This is a genomic window from Pseudomonas sputi, from assembly GCF_021603585.1.
GTDB lineage: Bacteria > Pseudomonadota > Gammaproteobacteria > Pseudomonadales > Pseudomonadaceae > Aquipseudomonas > Aquipseudomonas sputi.
The window spans coordinates 126342-140914 of record NZ_BQHI01000009.1; the positions used below are offsets into that span (position 1 = coordinate 126342).

Sequence of the window (14573 nt, forward strand, 5' to 3'; positions counted from 1 at the left end):
CGTATGCCCCGCGTGCGAACTCTTTTCTTTTCACAGCGTCTCCGCCGATATAGCCTGCGAGATGCCGATGGGAAAAGGGGGTCGAAATGAAGCCAACCACCTCTATGAAGGCCGCAGTTCTAGAGAACTACTTCGACCCTTTTCGCTATGCAACGGTCGCACGTCCTGTCCCAAGCGTAGGTCAGGTTCTGGTCAACATCTCTGCAAGCGGTGTCAATCCACAAGACCTCAGCATCCGTATTGGTGAGGTGCTATTCGAGAGTTATGCGTTGCCAGCGATACTCGGAATTGATCTGGCAGGCATTGTTGCTGCCACGGGGCCTGGCGTTACGGATTTTTTGCGTGGTGATGAGGTATTCGGTTTGGCGGGAGGGGCTGCGTGCTTCCAGGGAACTCTCGCCGAATATGCAGTTGTTGATGCTCGTTTGATAGCTCATAAACCAACCAACCTAAGCATGAGGGAGGCAGCTGCCATCCCCCTAACGTTTTGCTCGGCTTGGGAGGGTTTGGTGGGTCGTGCGCGATTGAAGCATGGTAATACTGTGCTGGTACAAAACGGTGCAAGTGATCTTGCGCACCTTGCTATACAAATTTCACTCGCTTTGGGGGCTAAGGTCTACGCAACGGGAGCCGGAAGTACCTGTGAGAGGATAGAGGAGTTAGGCGCAGTCTCCATTAATTCCGATAAGCTTACGGTCGAGCATTACGTTGCAAAATTTTCTGGTGGCAGAGGATTTGATGTTGTGTTCGATACGGCCGGCGGCGCTACACTGGACGATGCCTTTCGTGCCGTAAAATACTTTGGTCATGTCATCAGTACATGTGGATGGGGGACGCACTCGCTAATAGCGTTAGCGACTAAATCAGCAAATTTTTCTGCGGTATCTCCCATACTATTATTGACCTGCGAGGAGGGGCGCCAGTCTCAAGGTCACATTCTTTATGAGGCCACTCGATTAATAGAATCGGGCAAGCTACTGCCTAAAATTGACCCGCATCGATTTGGCTTGCAAGCAGTTAATGAAGCCTATGAACTACTCGCAAGTGGACGCGCGTGTGGGAAGTTAGTTGTGGATGTACGGTGAATATTTAAATTACTGATTTGCATTGGTGGAGAGGGAGTGTATATAAGTTAATGACGAAAATGGAGGTCAGCTATTTGTAGCTATCTAAAAGGCTGCATAATAATGTTAAACACTGAGCTAGGGTTTTTCCATGAATAGTGAAAGTGATTATCAGAATATAAGGGAGGATGTATGGCAGGGTTCGAGTTTTTCTGGTCTTCGTTCAGATGCTAGCTTGCCGACCAGACTCACCCAAGCCTTGAACTATACCGCGGCACATAGTCCTTTAATTCGGGGGGATGTTCGATTGTTGTCGCGGTGCAGTTGAAAGAGTTAGGGTCTCATCAGCTATGGTTGTCTGGATATGTTGACCCAAGTAATTTTAAGGCTCGTGGCGGTGTAGCAGTATGCAATCTTGATGGTGCCGACTCTGTATATCTTGTTAGTTCGATTGATGCTAATAAAGCTTATGTAAGTTCGGCGGTCAACAGTTATTGCAATAGTTCTAACGCCACTAAAGTCGAGCTTCAATGTCACTACAGCGAGATTGATCCGGTAATTGAAGGTTTAATCCAGCTGGCTTTGGTTGCCTTAGACAAGCACGGTGCGATTAGTCATGACTTTGCGGAACACCTCGCTGCCGTCCTCCACGCGCACGTCTTATGTAGACATGTCAGCGCTCCTGGTACACCTACGCCTGCAGGCCGGCTAGCACACTGGCAAGAATATAGGGCTAAAGAAATGATGTGCGCTCAACTTGAGGGAGATGTTTGTATAGAGTCCATCGCGAAAGCTTGTAATCTCTCCCCAACTCATTTTTCCAGAGCATTTGCTGCAACCGTCGGCACCCCTCCACATCGTTGGTTAGTGCAGAGAAGAACATATCGTGCTTGCGACTTATTAAGGCTTACAAATTTATCTATATCTGAAGTCTCCTCTCTGTGTGGTTTTGCTGATCAAAGTCATTTCACGCGAGTATTCAAAAAAATAATCGGTACATCCCCTGGGGTGTGGAGACGAAAAGCTACCGCTCCTTGAAATTGCAAAACGATAGTGACGAGGCTGTATTTCTTAATGCATATGCTTTTTTGCTATTTAAATAGAGACTTTTAAATTGAAAAATTATTGTGTTGCCCGCAGGTCTGCAGGGGGTTGTTAGCTAAAGTATTCAAAAAAGACAGGAAGATTCAATACTGTCATACGCTGCGAGTTTAAAATTTCTAAACTGAATGAGCGGTCTGCTGTGTGAGTTATTCCAGTATAAATATTATCACTTGCGAGGGTTCTAAAAATGCCTTTTGTAAACGTTAAACTCGTCGACGGTGTTTTTACAAGTGAAGAAAAGCATGCCATGGCAAAAGACCTGACTGACGTGATGGTAAAATACGAGGGATCTGAGGCTTTTCGAGAGGTTGTATGGGTACTGATTGAAGAATTGCATACTGATGGCTGGCACATAGGTGGACGTCCTTTTGCAGGCCCAAGGTCTCTGATGGAAAACCTCGCAAACTCGAAAAAAGTCTATGAGATGATTGATGGAAATCCTACATCTCGTGACGAGTTTGCTGCTGCATTACCTGTTAAAAAGTAAAGGCCAATGCTCATCGTGCCCTGTTTTCGAGACATGATGAGTCTAAGTTGCTGAGTTAGTAATTTTATTCGTGAAGGGTCACTGATCATCTTAAGGTGCTTTTATGAATCGTGGTGACTTGCGCCGAGTAGACATAAACATCCTAATTGTTTTTGAAACGATGATGCATGAGCGGAATTTGACTCGGACGGCAGAGAAGTTGTTCCTCAGTCAACCAGCTATTAGCGCGGCACTTAACCGTCTACGAGATTATTTTGATGACCCGCTTTTCGTGCGCAATGGTCGGGATATGCAGCCTACGTCTCGAGCTGAGGCCCTTGCACTTCAGTTGTCACCTGCACTTGATACAATGTCAGCTGCTTTGAGTAGTAACCTTGAGTTCAACCCGGAAACAAGTACTGCTACGTTTCAATTTGGTCTTTCAGATGACGTAGAGTATGGGTTGCTCCCTGAACTAATGCGGGAGTTGCGTGCCGAGGCTCCAAGTGTTGTATTAATAGTTAGGCGTGTTGATTATTGGCAGATGCCGCTGCTACTGACCTCAGGTGAAATCTCGATGGGGGTTAGCTATACCAAAGACCTTCCCGCAAATGCGAAACGTAAATTTCTTAGATACTTAAACCCCGTTCTCCTAAGGGCAGACTCTGGGGAGATGCCCATAGGTCTTGATGAGTACTGCACGAGGCCGCACGCATTAGTGTCCTATACGGGGGATATCAGTGGTTTCGTTGATTCGGCTCTAGAATCGCTAGGTCGTAAGCGAAGGGTGATTTTAGCTATACCTCAATTCAGTTCTTTGCCGGCACTGTTGTCCAATACAGATTTGATTGCGACAGTTCCTAGCTATGTGGCTGAGGCAATGGTTAAACAATGCGGGTTCGGACTCCGAATGGAGTCTTTACCATTTCCAACACCTGATTTTGAGCTGTCAATCGTATGGCAAAGTGCTTTGGATTTTGACCCTGCTGAACAATGGCTCCGAGCGAGATTTAACAAAGTTATGCAAAGTGCAGGTTAGTTTATATAAAAGGGGTGACCGAGCAGTGGTTCATAATTCGCTAAAGTGAGTTATTCAAGTGGCTAAGAATATTAGAGTCCTAAGAACCGCCACCTTTGTTGTTCCTGCTTCATCGTTCGGTATCGTCCTTGGCATGGCGGGGCTGAGTAGTTGTTGGCGTGTTGCACAGCTCTATTGGCCAATTTATTCCTGGTTTGACGACTTACTATTTGCGTTGACCTCGGTTGTCTGGGCTCTATTGGTCGTGGGTTTCTTTTATAAGTGGTTTGCAAATAGATCCATAGCGATTGCTGAGGTTGAACATCCCGTTCAGTGCTGTTTCATTGGGCTTTTGCCGGTATCAACGTTGTTGGTTGCAACATGGTTTTTTGAGTGGTATCCGGTGGTAGGTACTTCGCTTATTTTTCTTTGCGCATTTGGGCAGTTGGGTTTTTCAGTAACCAGGTTTGGCGGAATGTTAAGGGGCGGACGGAAATCGAGCGATATTACGCCAGTGATGTACCTTCCCAGCGTCGCTGGTAATTTTGTATCTGCAATCGCGTTGAACGCTATCGGTTCGGAAGAACTTGCAAAGCTATTTTTTGGTGCGGGTTTCTTTTCTTGGATGGCCCTCGAGTCAGTGATCCTTCAACGTTTACTGAACGATGATGCGTTGCTACTTAATTTGCGTCCAGCGCTTGGAATTCAGCTTGCTCCACCTGTGGTAGGCGCAGTTGCTTACCTGTCCGTTTCCAATGGTCAGGTCGATTTGTTTTTTTACGCATTAATGGGGTATGGAATTCTCCAGCTTCTGTTTCTCACGCGGTTGATTGTCTGGTTCGGTGAGTCTGGCTTCAAACCTTCGCTATGGGCTTTTAGTTTTGGTATCACAGCATTAGCTCTTGCAAGTCTGAGGGCGGGCTCAACATCTGAGGCGACCTGGTTCACCGGCGCTGCACCCCTTTTTTTTCTGATTGCAAATGTCGCCATCATGATGTTGTTTTTTTGACATTGTCGCTGTTAATGGTTGGGGAACTATTTAAGTCTGAGAGCTGATAGATTATATCGAAGGTTTCTTAGGGGAGTGGTGTACAGCTCCATTGGCGCGTTCTTTAGGTGTTCACGTATTCCTTAGTGAAACCGTCAATATCAATATGCCCATTGGAAACGCGCTTATCTTTTAGATTTTTGTAATGTAAATGCAAAAACCTCACTAGGTAGTTAGTGGGGTATCTCGCATCTTTGTGCTTTTTGCTTGTCTTTAAAAGTCTGGTTTGTTAGCACGATCGGTTCCAATCAGAGGCTGATGGGAAGGGGGCTTAAAGACATAAAATGTTGAGGATTAGTTAAAAAATTCTCATGCTGTCGATGAAATGTTGATAAAAATTTTTGTGGAGTTGAATATGTCTCTCTTCCGGTATATCAGGTTTGAAAGTGGTAATCAGCACGCCAGTCGCAGCGTCCATTGATACGCTCAATAAGACAACCTCAGAAACGGCGGCGAAAAGATGGGGTTTGGAGGAAGAGGCAGATGTCGTAGTTAAGCTTTCTACTGATGCAAATAAGGCGTCAAATAGTGCTAAAGGGAAGGGTGTCAGTACCGCTATACAGGAGTTGCTCAAGAATGAAGGAGCTGCAGCAACAGCTGAGGCAACAACAGCAGCAGTTGGCGGCAGCCCAAGCAGCCAGTTACCCGAGCGCTTAAGCAAAAACGACATCCATAATGGGGGTTCAGGGGCAAATCGTCGACACCAACGGTGCGCTACAACAAATTGCGTCCACCTTAGCGGAAGCGTTGAGCCCGGACTTGATGACCAGCTCAATGGTCGATACTACCGCCTAAATTTAGAGCTCTGTTCTCGATGTTCAGTGAGAATTGGCGAATGATTGCGCCAGGAGGGCACATTTGCCCTCCTTTTTCGTTGTAGCTTCAATCGGGATGTGACAAAAAACAAATGGCTCTCTTCACGAGTTGGGTTCACATTGTCGCTCCTTGCGTGAGCCAAGATATCCAGGCAATGGTGCTTAGACTGCGGAGGCATCAGACTTGGCATGCACAGCACAGGTATCCGGGTGCTCAGCCAGCGCCTTGAATGTTCTTTTGTCCTCACAGAGTGCGTCAATCGAGCCAGTTTCGATATCGTAGACCCAGCCGTGTAGGTTGAGCTTACCTTTCTCTTGGGCAAGGCGTACACTGGGGTGTGTTTGAATGTTGGCCAACTGCGCGATAACATTTTCTCGTACCATTGAGCTAAGTTTTGCGGCATCGTCAACATGGTGGCGCGACTCATTGATTACTTTCGCCGATTCCGCATGTTGTAACCATCCACTGACTGCCGGCAAATGATCCATACATTTGCATTTTGCAATGGCTGTCATAGCGCCACAGTCAGAATGCCCGCAAATTACGATGTCCGTCACACCCAGTACGGCCACCGCGTATTCGACAGTTGCAGATACACCACCAGGGTATGGGCTATAAGACGGCACAATGTTGCCTGCATTTCGAATCACGAAAAGCTCACCTGGTTCCTGTTGGGTTAACAATTCCGGTACCACTCGACTGTCAGAGCAAGTAATGAACAGCGTACCTGGATGCTGAGTGGTCGCCAAGTGTTTGAACAGACCGGTGCGCTGAGGAAATACTTCTTTCTGAAACTTCAAAAAACCATCGATAAGCGCTTTCATCGTATTTTTCCTAAATTTATTTGCGTATCTGTTTAAAGATCTTGATGATCAGTTTGTGCACCCGGTACCCATTACACTGTAGTGCAGCACATGCTCCGCACCTTTAGAATCTAGGTACGTCATTTCCACAGGTGTAGGGCCGCACACGTCAGCAGGGGATGTAATGTTCACAACTTTATTAATGTCTAATCGCATTCCGTATTTATAATCAACGGAGTCTTTGGAGAACGCAGGCTCAAGCGCGTAAGCAGATAAAGACACGATAAGGGGAAGTCCAAGTAGAAGGATTTTTTTCATTCAATATTCTCTAGGTAAATAAGTTGGTTGGAATGGGCCCGCAGATGCTGCGGGCCTATGGTTGTTAAGTCGGATTTAGAATGGGCGAAGTGGCAAAAACTTCCCATCCAGGGTAATCACTGCGCGGGATCCACCTTCTGGGTCATCAACTTTCTTGATATCAAGCTTGAAGTTGATAGCACTGATGATTCCGTCACCGAACTGTTCGTGCACAAGTGATTTAAGCGTGGTGCCGTAAATTTGAATCATTTCGTAGAAACGGTAGATTGTAGGGTCAGTTGGTACTCCCGAGAGACTTCCTCGCAGCGGAATAATCTGTAGTTGTGCCACCGAGTTAGCGCTCAATTCCAGTTTTTTACCGATGATTTGTGCAGCCTCTAATGGCAACGGATGTTGACCGAGAAGGGCTGCCGTTACATAGGCTAAGCCGAGGCCAGTACCATCAGCCAAGTCTTGCCAGGAAAGGTTTTTACGAGCTTTTGCGTCAAGGACTTCAGTGGTCAGAGCAATCGTGGTGTCTTTGTAAACGTTGGACTGTGGCATTTGTATCTCCAGTTTTAATTAGGTTGTTGCTGTGGGTTGTTGTGAACACTTGTATCTGTCTAAAGTGATTTTTAGAGCTGTTGCAAAATATCACTTTGTTTTTTTTGAGGCTCGGCTAGAGCAGTGGAGGCATCGAAAATGTTAGGTGAAGTGCTGAAAAGGCGATGCCAAATAGTATTTGAAATTTCACTTTATTCACTCTCAACTTGTTGTTTGTTGGTGTGAGGCAAAAATACGATCGTGAAGTATTGCTGAGAACTTTATCGTATTAATAGTTAATATAAATGTGGCGGATAGTAGATGCGGCACCGGGACTTAGCAGTCGGTGAAAGGGTGGCCTTAGGTGGTAGGAGGGGCGGAGATGGTTATGGAGGAGGCTGTAAATTGTTGTTTTTGCTCTGGTATTTCTTCTTGGGTTTCCAGAGCTATTGGTCGTAACTCAGTGCTCGAGCATTTACTCGTACTAATGTTGAGGGCCTACAGGTAGGGTCTCAACGACAAGAGCGCTGGTGATGCGTCATCGTCATTCATCATATTTTTACGAGCGGGTGAGAAGACTGACGGGCTTTTTAATTTGATGAAGCGGCGAGATTATGCGCAGCATTTTGCTGTGAAAATCGAGATTGCTGAACACAAGCGAATGATTGAATGATCTGCAGATCATTCATTGACGAGATTTGTCGCGTAAACGCGTTGTTATTCCCAGGTATTCCTCCTGTCAGACCTGACCCAATTCCTCCCGCAGAAAGTCTACAAGCCCTCGCTGTAAACCTGTCAGCGCTCCTTTACGACTGATCAGCGCTAGCTCAGTGGGCTCTAACTCCGGTAGATCGGTGCACACGGTATGTTCTGGCAAGACAGACGAAACGGGCAGCACCGACACACCTAGTCCTGACGTTACCGCCGCTTGAATGCCTGTCAGGCTATGACTGCCAAATGCGATTCGCCAAGGCCGTTGCGCCACATCCAACAGGCGGATCGCCCGCTGGCGGTAAATGCACCCCTGAGGAAATAGCGCGAGCGGCAACACACTGCTGGCCGAATCTGTCTGCGCGCCTTTAACCCATACAAGCTCTTCCGGCCAGGCTGCCCAGCATGGGCCGCTGTCCGGCTCGCGTTTGACCAGCGCAATATCCAGATCTCCATTGGCGAGTCTGTGCCTGAGGTCGGTACTCATGCCGCTGACAGTTTCCAAGCGCGCCCTGGGCTCTTGCCGGTTGAACCCTGCGAGGATCAGCGCCATGCGTCGGGCATCGAAGTCCTCAGGTACCCCGATGCGCAGGATCTCAAGATCGACATCGCTGGCCAGGGCCTCCATCGCTTGCGCAGACAGCGCCAGCAAGCGCCGAGCATAATGAATCAGCATTTCTCCATGCTCGGTGACATTGATGTTTTGTCCGGTGCGATCACGCATCAGCAAGGAGTGACCTACCAATTCTTCGAGCTTACGCACTTGTTGGCTAACGGTTGATTGAGTTCGGTGTACGCGTTCCGCCGCACGGGTAAAACTACCTTCATCCACCACGCAGACGAAGGTTTTAAGCAACTCAAGATCGAGCATGGTGGGCACCCTTGATATTTGATTTTCCACTGATAAATAGTCGCTAATTTAATTTCACACTATCACTGTTCGCGCCTAATCTGAAGATCACATTTCAGAGGAAAGCTGCTATGACACTCAAAAGTACTCCGCGCCCAGAATGGTTGACGTTCGATTGCTACGGCACATTGATTCAATGGGATGAAGGTTTGAAAGCAGTGGTGGCTGAGATTTTGCGCGATAAGGGCGAACACACTGTGGATGCCGATCGCCTGATTGAGGTTTATGACCGGCACGAACATCGACTGGAGCAAATCCCGCCACATCGGTCGTTTCGCCAGTTGAGCACTTTCGGCTTACACCTGGCTCTGGAGGAGTTGGGCCTGGAGAGTTCGCCTGAAGACAGCCAACGTCTAGCAGGGGCCATTCCGCGCATGCCGCCGTTCCCCGAGGTGATCGCTACGCTAGCGGAGCTTAAGGCAATGGGTTTCAAGCTGTGCATCGTGTCTAACACCGATGACGACATTATCGCCGGCAATGTTGCACAACTCGGTGGACATATCGATCGTGTTATCACCGCCCAGCAGGCTGGTGCCTATAAGCCGAATCCGCGCTTGTTCGACTATGCTCACGAGCAGCTTGGCGTCAGTCGTGATCAGGTGGTTCATATTTGTGCGAGCCCCACGCTTGACCACACTGCGGCACGGGACATGCACTTTCGCTGTGTGTGGATCGACCGAGGCACTGGTCGGCAGTTGCTGCCAGACTATCAACCTGATGAGACATTGAGCACGCTGGATCAAGTCGTGCCTCTGTTCAAAAACCTTGGCTGGTAAAGGTCGGAGTCTCTGTCATGGCACATACGCTTGAAAGCAGTCCCGGTCATGCGCGATATGCTGACCTGGACTTAGGGACGCCCGCCATTATCACGGCGCGAAACGAGTTGGCCGCGTGCTTTCAGCTTGCGGCGTTACATGGGCTGGAGGAGGGGATATGTAACCACTTCTCCGCCATGGTGCCGGGGCGCGAAGATCTGTTTTTTGTTAACCCCTACGGCTATGCGTTTGAAGAGGTCACTGCCGATAATCTTTTGGTTTGTGACTTTCACGGCAACGTGGTGGCCGGTGAAGGGATGCCGGAGGCGACCGCGTTTTACATCCACGCAAGGCTGCACAAACAACTGCCACGGGTGAAAGTGGCGTTTCACACGCACATGCCCCACGCCACAGCTTTGTGTCTGCTGCAAGGTTCTCCGCTGCTGTGGTTAGGGCAGACCGCTTTGAAATTTTATGGTCGTACAGCGGTGGACGAGAACTATAACGGGCTAGCTCTCGATGATTCAGAGGGCGATCGGATTGCCAGCGTTATGGGCAATGCGGATGTTTTGTTCTTGAAAAACCACGGCGTGATTGTCGCTGGCCCGACTATCGCCGAGGCCTGGGACGATCTTTATTACCTGGAGCGCGCCGCTCAAGTGCAGTTGCTCGCGATGGCCACCCAGCGCGACCTCAAGCCAGTCCCTCACGAAATTGCACAGCGCGCTTACGAGCAAATGCGACTGGGGGATGCAGAAAGCGCTCGAGCACACTTGCAGAGCGCGATGCGACGTCTGTCGCAAGGACAATCGTCTCGCACGCATTCATAGATTGTCAGCAATGTTCTGGGGTTATGGGATCACTCTTGCAGGATGGGTTTTGCCTATCCCCTGAACATTCTGCATTACGGACGTGGCTCATGTGAGAACAATTCCTCTGTGTTAGGAAATGGTGCCGCCTAATCACAGTTTTCTGAGCAACGACTCAGCTACGTGTGAATTTTACTAGATGTCCGTTGAGCTATCCTGATACCAACAAAGTGATACTTGTGGACGAGATAAGAAATGCCGATTCCAATGTTGCAGGGGCAAGTCGCTCTGGTAAGCGGTGCGGGCAGTGGAACTGGTATTGGTTTTGCGATCGCCCGACGTTTGGGCCGCGAAGGCGCTCGTGTCTTGATCACTGCCAGCAGTGCGCGGATCCAGGAACGAATAGCCGAGTTACAAGTCGAGGGTATAGACGCTCACGCGATGACAGCTGACTTGACTGACGAATTGCAGGTCAAGAAGCTGACCGATTGGGCTTACGAGCAGTTCGGCCATATCGACATTTTGGTCAACAACGCCGGTATGGCTATGGTCGGCAGTCTGGAACCCTTCGTCGAAGTGGCGGACATGGATTTGACGATCTGGAATCTATCTCTGGCGCGCAATTTGACCAGTGCTTTTTTGCTGACTCGTGCGGTGTTGCCCGGGATGAAAACGCGCCGCTACGGGCGCATCGTCAACATCAGTTCGACGTCCGGTACACGCGGCAGTAATCCAGGTGAGGCGGCTTATAGTGCGGCAAAGGCAGCTATGCTCGGGATGAATATGGGCCTGGCGCTGGAAGTCGGTAAACGGGGCATCACCGTCAATAGCGTCGCACCAGGCTGGATTGATACGGGGGCATTGACCGAGGAAGAAAGCCGCGCCGGTAACTACACTCCGATTGGCCGCGCTGGTCGTCCAGAAGAGGTTGCCGCTGCAGTGGCGTTTCTGGCGTCCCCGGAAGCCAGCTACATCACCGGTGAAGTACTGGTAGTGGATGGCGGTAATTGTCTGATCGAAAACAAGGCGCCCTGTCGCTAGTTTGCACTGCTGCCTTTTAGTGAGTCTTCTATTTAGCGAAGAAATGAAACGCGCAGAGACTCTCTGGTCTTGAGCCGGGTGCTAGCTCTGCGAGCGTTGAATTAGTGCCCCAGGTTGAGCGATTTCTTTCAGGAGCTTCTACACCAGAACATCCGTGCAGCCCAGCCATTTTTATTTCGCCATATAGCTGGAATGGGCCATGACCTCGCGCACCACTGATTACGATTACGGCAGTGCGCAAATTATGGTGGATGATTGCGAGGGGAGGTTGGTGCGTTGTTTGAGATTCACATGTACCTATTTCAGAAACAGTGACGTTATTACGAGTGGATACTCGATCGTTAACTCATCAAGTGCGGATCCTCTAGGCTTTAGGTTGCGATTGAGCCAGTTGGGTCTTCAGTTGTGCGACTTCAGCTTCCAGTTCACGCACTCGCTCCCTAGCCTCAACTTCAACGCTGACGTCTTTCTGGATACCGATGAAGTAGGTGAGTTGATCGGTATCGTTGAACACCGGGGTTATCGATAGTTCGTTCCAGAAGGCGCTGCCGTCCTTGCGATAGTTGCGAATCACTTGTCGGCAGGGGAGAAGGTTCCTTATCGCCTCGCGGATTACTGTCAAGCCGGCTTGGTCACGGTCTGTACCCTGCAGGAAACGGCAGTCCTGGTAAAGGATGTCGTCCACGCTGTACCCCGTCAGGCGCTGAAAGGCTTGGTTCGCGTAGATCAGGATGTTTTCGTCGCCTTCCTGCTCTGCTACCACGATGCCGTCGTTGGATGTTTCAACCACCAGTTTTAGCAGTTCTGCGTCGATCATTTTCAGAGCCCCAGGGAGTGAAATCTCATTTTTAGCGGCCATCCGCCGTAAACGGGATAATCAGTATAACTCTCGGCATTGCCGCCATACACGTTAGCTGAGTTCAGGGGGGGCAGCGGCCAATCGTTCGCGATTCTGGCTGGTAGATTCGGCTTGGCCATTAGCTGATCGCTTCGATGTAGGTGGTATGAGGATCGTCTTCAACCATACTTAGGTAAGTGCGCTCCTCATCGGTGCTACAAAACGGGAGCCCGACAAGGCGTCCGTTTTTATTTACGCAATTGCGTTATTAACTTAGAGGAACTTTCCATTCGCGGTCTTTCTTCGGCACAGATCTTCCGTCTAGGATATTCAGGCTTATTCAATCGCTAAGACCGACTATAAAATCCAGGAAGCCTCTGAGGAGCTTCACGAGATGAATCTGAATGCAGATATAATCTTTGCCTGTCGGCACTCCTACTTCCTCTACGGCCTACCGGTTTGAAATAACTTGCAACCGTTGCGTGATTGAGAAACCCCACATGTCTCTCTAGATTTTATCTCGCAATCCCGGGCCCCTCTGACAGCTAACCGCTGCCATGTCGGAGTTGCAGTTTTTATAACTTCGACACTTAGAGGAGGGCCACATGACTGTCCTGGAACCGCTCTTCCTAGCCGAGTTTCTCGGCACCGCCACTTGGCTTTGGCTAGTTTTTATCAGCATCGTCATGGGCCTATTGATCTTCGACCTCGGGGTGCTACACCGTGGACACCGAGAAATCGGCGTTCGTGAAAGTCTGATGCTGTCTGCTGGCTATATCACGGCTGGCTTACTGTTCGGCCTCTGGGTCTGGCAGGTTAAGGGCGGTGAGGCCGGGATGGATTTCTACACCGGTTTTCTGATCGAGAAATCGTTGTCGATGGACAACGTGTTCCTGATGGCGATGATCTTCAGCTTCCTCTCTATCCCGCGTAGGTATCAGCACGAGGTGCTGTTCTGGGGCATTCTCGGTGTCATCGTGCTGCGCGCGATCATGATTGGCTTGGGGGCGGCGCTGATCGCCGAATTCAGCTGGATTTTGTATGTGTTCGGCATCTTCCTGCTGTTAACTGGAGTGAAGATGCTGTTCAGCAAGGTCGATGCCCAGCCAAACCTCAGCGATAACCTGCTGGTGAAGTTCCTGCGCAAACACATGCGGGTGACTGAGCAACTGCATGAGGGGCGCTTCTTTGTCCGTCAGGCAGATGCCAGCGGTGAGTCAGTGGTCTGGGCGACGCCGTTGTTCTTAGCCTTGGTGCTGATCGAGTTTGCCGACCTGGTGTTCGCCGTGGACAGCGTGCCAGCGATCTTCGCCATCACCCAAGACCCCTTTATCGTCTACACCTCCAACATCTTCGCCATCCTTGGCCTGCGTGCGTTGTATTTCGCCCTGGCGGCGATGATTCACCGCTTCGCCTACCTCAAGTACGCGCTGGCGCTGGTGCTGGTTTTTATCGGGGGCAAGATCTTCCTGGTCGGCATCATCGGCAAGATTCCGGCGGTCATTTCCCTGAGCGTGACCTTGGGACTGCTGCTGGGCGGTGTGCTGCTGTCGCTCTGGAAAACACGCGACCAAGCCTCTGCTGGCTCGCAGGAGTAAATCAAAGAAGGTGGCGGCCGCTAGTCGGCTGCCTCCTAGCGAATTGGCAACTTTGAGACATATGGCCAGTAACGGACTCGGCATTCAAGTCGAGTGTGGCTATAACGCCAACGGCGGTACTGGAAACGCCAGTGGATCCCCTCTGATCAATCCAGATTGATTTCCACTAAATAGCGCCAGCTTGTTTTCGTGAAGGGTTTCGAGTTCGTCCAGCAGTTGGGGAGGGGATGACATGGTATCCACTAACTCTGCGCCGTCGGCAACGCTCTGAGCAGTAGCGCACCTCCGCCCAGCAGCGCTCCCATTTCTTGCGCCAGGCGAATGGCAATCCGCAGACCACACACACCTTTACGGGTAGTTCACTCTTCTTCAAAACACCCACCTGCATCGAGTTTGGCGACCAGTTTTTGGCCTCGTTTCCAGAGCGCCTCCTGCTTGGCTTCACTCATCCGGTGGAGGTTCTTGTAGACCATGCCCATGCGCTGATTGCTGTGCAACAGGTCGCCGTGACGTATCAGGAAATGCCAGTAAAGCGAATTGAAAGGGCAGGCGTCGTCGGTCTTGCTTTCACTGACTTTGTACGCGCAGTGACGGCAGTAATCAGACATTCGCTTTATATATAGGAAACTGGCGCAGGCTTTCAGCGTAGGCAAAACCGTACGCTCGCTGTCCGGCCCCTTCATTGAGGCCAGGTCAATAGACAACTGTTCGCCCAAGAGCAGGCATAGTCGGTGAGTCTTATTCATTCGACG

15 protein-coding genes and 3 pseudogenes are annotated in these 14573 nt (G+C 49.9%); 9 read left to right on the plus strand and 9 right to left on the minus strand.

Annotated elements, in window-relative coordinates:
- Positions 1–86 precede the first annotated feature (86 nt).
- The 5 genes from L6D81_RS15195 to L6D81_RS15215 all read left to right on the plus strand — a co-directional run bounded on the left by L6D81_RS15195 (position 87) and on the right by L6D81_RS15215 (position 4661).
- Positions 87–1085 (plus strand): zinc-dependent alcohol dehydrogenase family protein, encoded by a 999-nt coding sequence (locus L6D81_RS15195; RefSeq protein WP_236180606.1) that lies wholly within the window; start codon positions 87–89, stop codon positions 1083–1085.
- A 297-nt stretch (positions 1086–1382) separates the two neighbouring features.
- The gene (locus L6D81_RS15200; protein WP_236180608.1) at positions 1383–2102 is read left to right on the plus strand and encodes a helix-turn-helix domain-containing protein; all 720 of its coding nucleotides are present in this window, start codon (positions 1383–1385) and stop codon (positions 2100–2102) included.
- Positions 2103–2355: 253 nt separating this feature from the next.
- Positions 2356–2655, plus strand: a complete 300-nt coding sequence (locus L6D81_RS15205) for a tautomerase family protein (protein WP_236180610.1) — start codon at positions 2356–2358, stop codon at positions 2653–2655.
- Between the two features lie 103 nt (positions 2656–2758).
- Positions 2759–3673 (plus strand): LysR family transcriptional regulator, encoded by a 915-nt coding sequence (locus L6D81_RS15210; RefSeq protein WP_236180612.1) that lies wholly within the window; start codon positions 2759–2761, stop codon positions 3671–3673.
- A gap of 58 nt (positions 3674–3731) precedes the next feature.
- Positions 3732–4661, plus strand: a complete 930-nt coding sequence (locus L6D81_RS15215) for an SLAC1 family transporter (RefSeq protein ID WP_236180614.1) — start codon at positions 3732–3734, stop codon at positions 4659–4661.
- A 337-nt stretch (positions 4662–4998) separates the two neighbouring features.
- Here L6D81_RS15215 and L6D81_RS15220 read toward each other — a convergent pair whose 3' ends face one another.
- The 5 genes from L6D81_RS15220 to L6D81_RS15240 all read right to left on the minus strand — a co-directional run bounded on the left by L6D81_RS15220 (position 4999) and on the right by L6D81_RS15240 (position 8741).
- Positions 4999–5361, minus strand: a complete 363-nt coding sequence (locus L6D81_RS15220; RefSeq protein WP_236180616.1) for a hypothetical protein — start codon at positions 5359–5361, stop codon at positions 4999–5001.
- Positions 5362–5677: 316 nt separating this feature from the next.
- Entirely contained in the window at positions 5678–6340 is a 663-nt protein-coding gene (locus tag L6D81_RS15225; RefSeq protein ID WP_236180622.1) for a carbonic anhydrase, read from the minus strand.
- 48 nt (positions 6341–6388) lie between these two features.
- Positions 6389–6637, minus strand: a complete 249-nt coding sequence (locus tag L6D81_RS29510; protein ID WP_276574213.1) for a DUF2790 domain-containing protein — start codon at positions 6635–6637, stop codon at positions 6389–6391.
- Between the two features lie 75 nt (positions 6638–6712).
- Complete coding sequence (gene cynS / locus L6D81_RS15235) at positions 6713–7180, minus strand: cyanase (protein ID WP_236180625.1); 468 nt, start codon at positions 7178–7180, stop codon at positions 6713–6715.
- 718 nt (positions 7181–7898) lie between these two features.
- Positions 7899–8741, minus strand: a complete 843-nt coding sequence (locus tag L6D81_RS15240; protein WP_236180626.1) for a LysR family transcriptional regulator — start codon at positions 8739–8741, stop codon at positions 7899–7901.
- Positions 8742–8851: 110 nt separating this feature from the next.
- On the opposite strand from L6D81_RS15240, the gene L6D81_RS15245 reads away from it, so the two are divergent.
- From L6D81_RS15245 to L6D81_RS15255, 3 genes are all read left to right on the plus strand, one after another.
- Positions 8852–9556 (plus strand): haloacid dehalogenase type II, encoded by a 705-nt coding sequence (locus L6D81_RS15245; RefSeq protein ID WP_236180636.1) that lies wholly within the window; start codon positions 8852–8854, stop codon positions 9554–9556.
- Between the two features lie 17 nt (positions 9557–9573).
- Entirely contained in the window at positions 9574–10365 is a 792-nt protein-coding gene (locus L6D81_RS15250; RefSeq protein ID WP_236180651.1) for an aldolase, read from the plus strand.
- Positions 10366–10599: 234 nt separating this feature from the next.
- Positions 10600–11385, plus strand: a complete 786-nt coding sequence (locus tag L6D81_RS15255; RefSeq protein WP_236180653.1) for an SDR family NAD(P)-dependent oxidoreductase — start codon at positions 10600–10602, stop codon at positions 11383–11385.
- Between the two features lie 364 nt (positions 11386–11749).
- On the opposite strand, the gene L6D81_RS15260 is transcribed toward L6D81_RS15255, so the two are convergent.
- Positions 11750–12202, minus strand: coding sequence for a PAS domain-containing protein (locus L6D81_RS15260; RefSeq protein WP_236180655.1), 453 nt, complete (start codon positions 12200–12202; stop codon positions 11750–11752).
- A 2-nt stretch (positions 12203–12204) separates the two neighbouring features.
- Positions 12205–12446: pseudogene (locus tag L6D81_RS15265) on the minus strand (hypothetical protein); the annotation flags it as partial.
- Between the two features lie 382 nt (positions 12447–12828).
- Here L6D81_RS15265 and L6D81_RS15270 point away from each other — a divergent pair.
- Entirely contained in the window at positions 12829–13821 is a 993-nt protein-coding gene (locus L6D81_RS15270; RefSeq protein WP_236180657.1) for a TerC family protein, read from the plus strand.
- A 241-nt stretch (positions 13822–14062) separates the two neighbouring features.
- Here the strand turns inward: L6D81_RS15270 and L6D81_RS15275 are convergent.
- Both L6D81_RS15275 and L6D81_RS15280 read right to left on the minus strand, forming a co-directional pair.
- A pseudogene (locus L6D81_RS15275) lies at positions 14063–14194 on the minus strand (DUF2256 domain-containing protein); the annotation flags it as partial.
- A pseudogene (locus tag L6D81_RS15280) lies at positions 14181–14456 on the minus strand (cryptochrome/photolyase family protein); the annotation flags it as partial. The pseudogenes L6D81_RS15280 and L6D81_RS15275, both read right to left, overlap by 14 nt.
- Positions 14457–14573 lie beyond the last annotated feature (117 nt).

What these genes read in the sequence shown, in the direction of transcription:
- cynS (WP_236180625.1), bottom strand. Translation starts at nt 7,180, where the DNA reads ATGCCACAGTCCAACGTTTACAAAGACACCACGATTGCTCTGACCACT.
- L6D81_RS15240 (WP_236180626.1), bottom strand. Translation starts at nt 8,741, where the DNA reads ATGCTCGATCTTGAGTTGCTTAAAACCTTCGTCTGCGTGGTGGATGAA.
- L6D81_RS15250 (WP_236180651.1), top strand. Translation starts at nt 9,574, where the DNA reads ATGGCACATACGCTTGAAAGCAGTCCCGGTCATGCGCGATATGCTGAC.
- L6D81_RS15205 (WP_236180610.1), top strand. Translation starts at nt 2,356, where the DNA reads ATGCCTTTTGTAAACGTTAAACTCGTCGACGGTGTTTTTACAAGTGAA.
- L6D81_RS29510 (WP_276574213.1), bottom strand. Translation starts at nt 6,637, where the DNA reads ATGAAAAAAATCCTTCTACTTGGACTTCCCCTTATCGTGTCTTTATCT.
- L6D81_RS15270 (WP_236180657.1), top strand. Translation starts at nt 12,829, where the DNA reads ATGACTGTCCTGGAACCGCTCTTCCTAGCCGAGTTTCTCGGCACCGCC.
- L6D81_RS15260 (WP_236180655.1), bottom strand. Translation starts at nt 12,202, where the DNA reads ATGATCGACGCAGAACTGCTAAAACTGGTGGTTGAAACATCCAACGAC.
- L6D81_RS15255 (WP_236180653.1), top strand. Translation starts at nt 10,600, where the DNA reads ATGCCGATTCCAATGTTGCAGGGGCAAGTCGCTCTGGTAAGCGGTGCG.
- L6D81_RS15210 (WP_236180612.1), top strand. Translation starts at nt 2,759, where the DNA reads ATGAATCGTGGTGACTTGCGCCGAGTAGACATAAACATCCTAATTGTT.
- L6D81_RS15225 (WP_236180622.1), bottom strand. Translation starts at nt 6,340, where the DNA reads ATGAAAGCGCTTATCGATGGTTTTTTGAAGTTTCAGAAAGAAGTATTT.
- L6D81_RS15195 (WP_236180606.1), top strand. Translation starts at nt 87, where the DNA reads ATGAAGCCAACCACCTCTATGAAGGCCGCAGTTCTAGAGAACTACTTC.
- L6D81_RS15245 (WP_236180636.1), top strand. Translation starts at nt 8,852, where the DNA reads ATGACACTCAAAAGTACTCCGCGCCCAGAATGGTTGACGTTCGATTGC.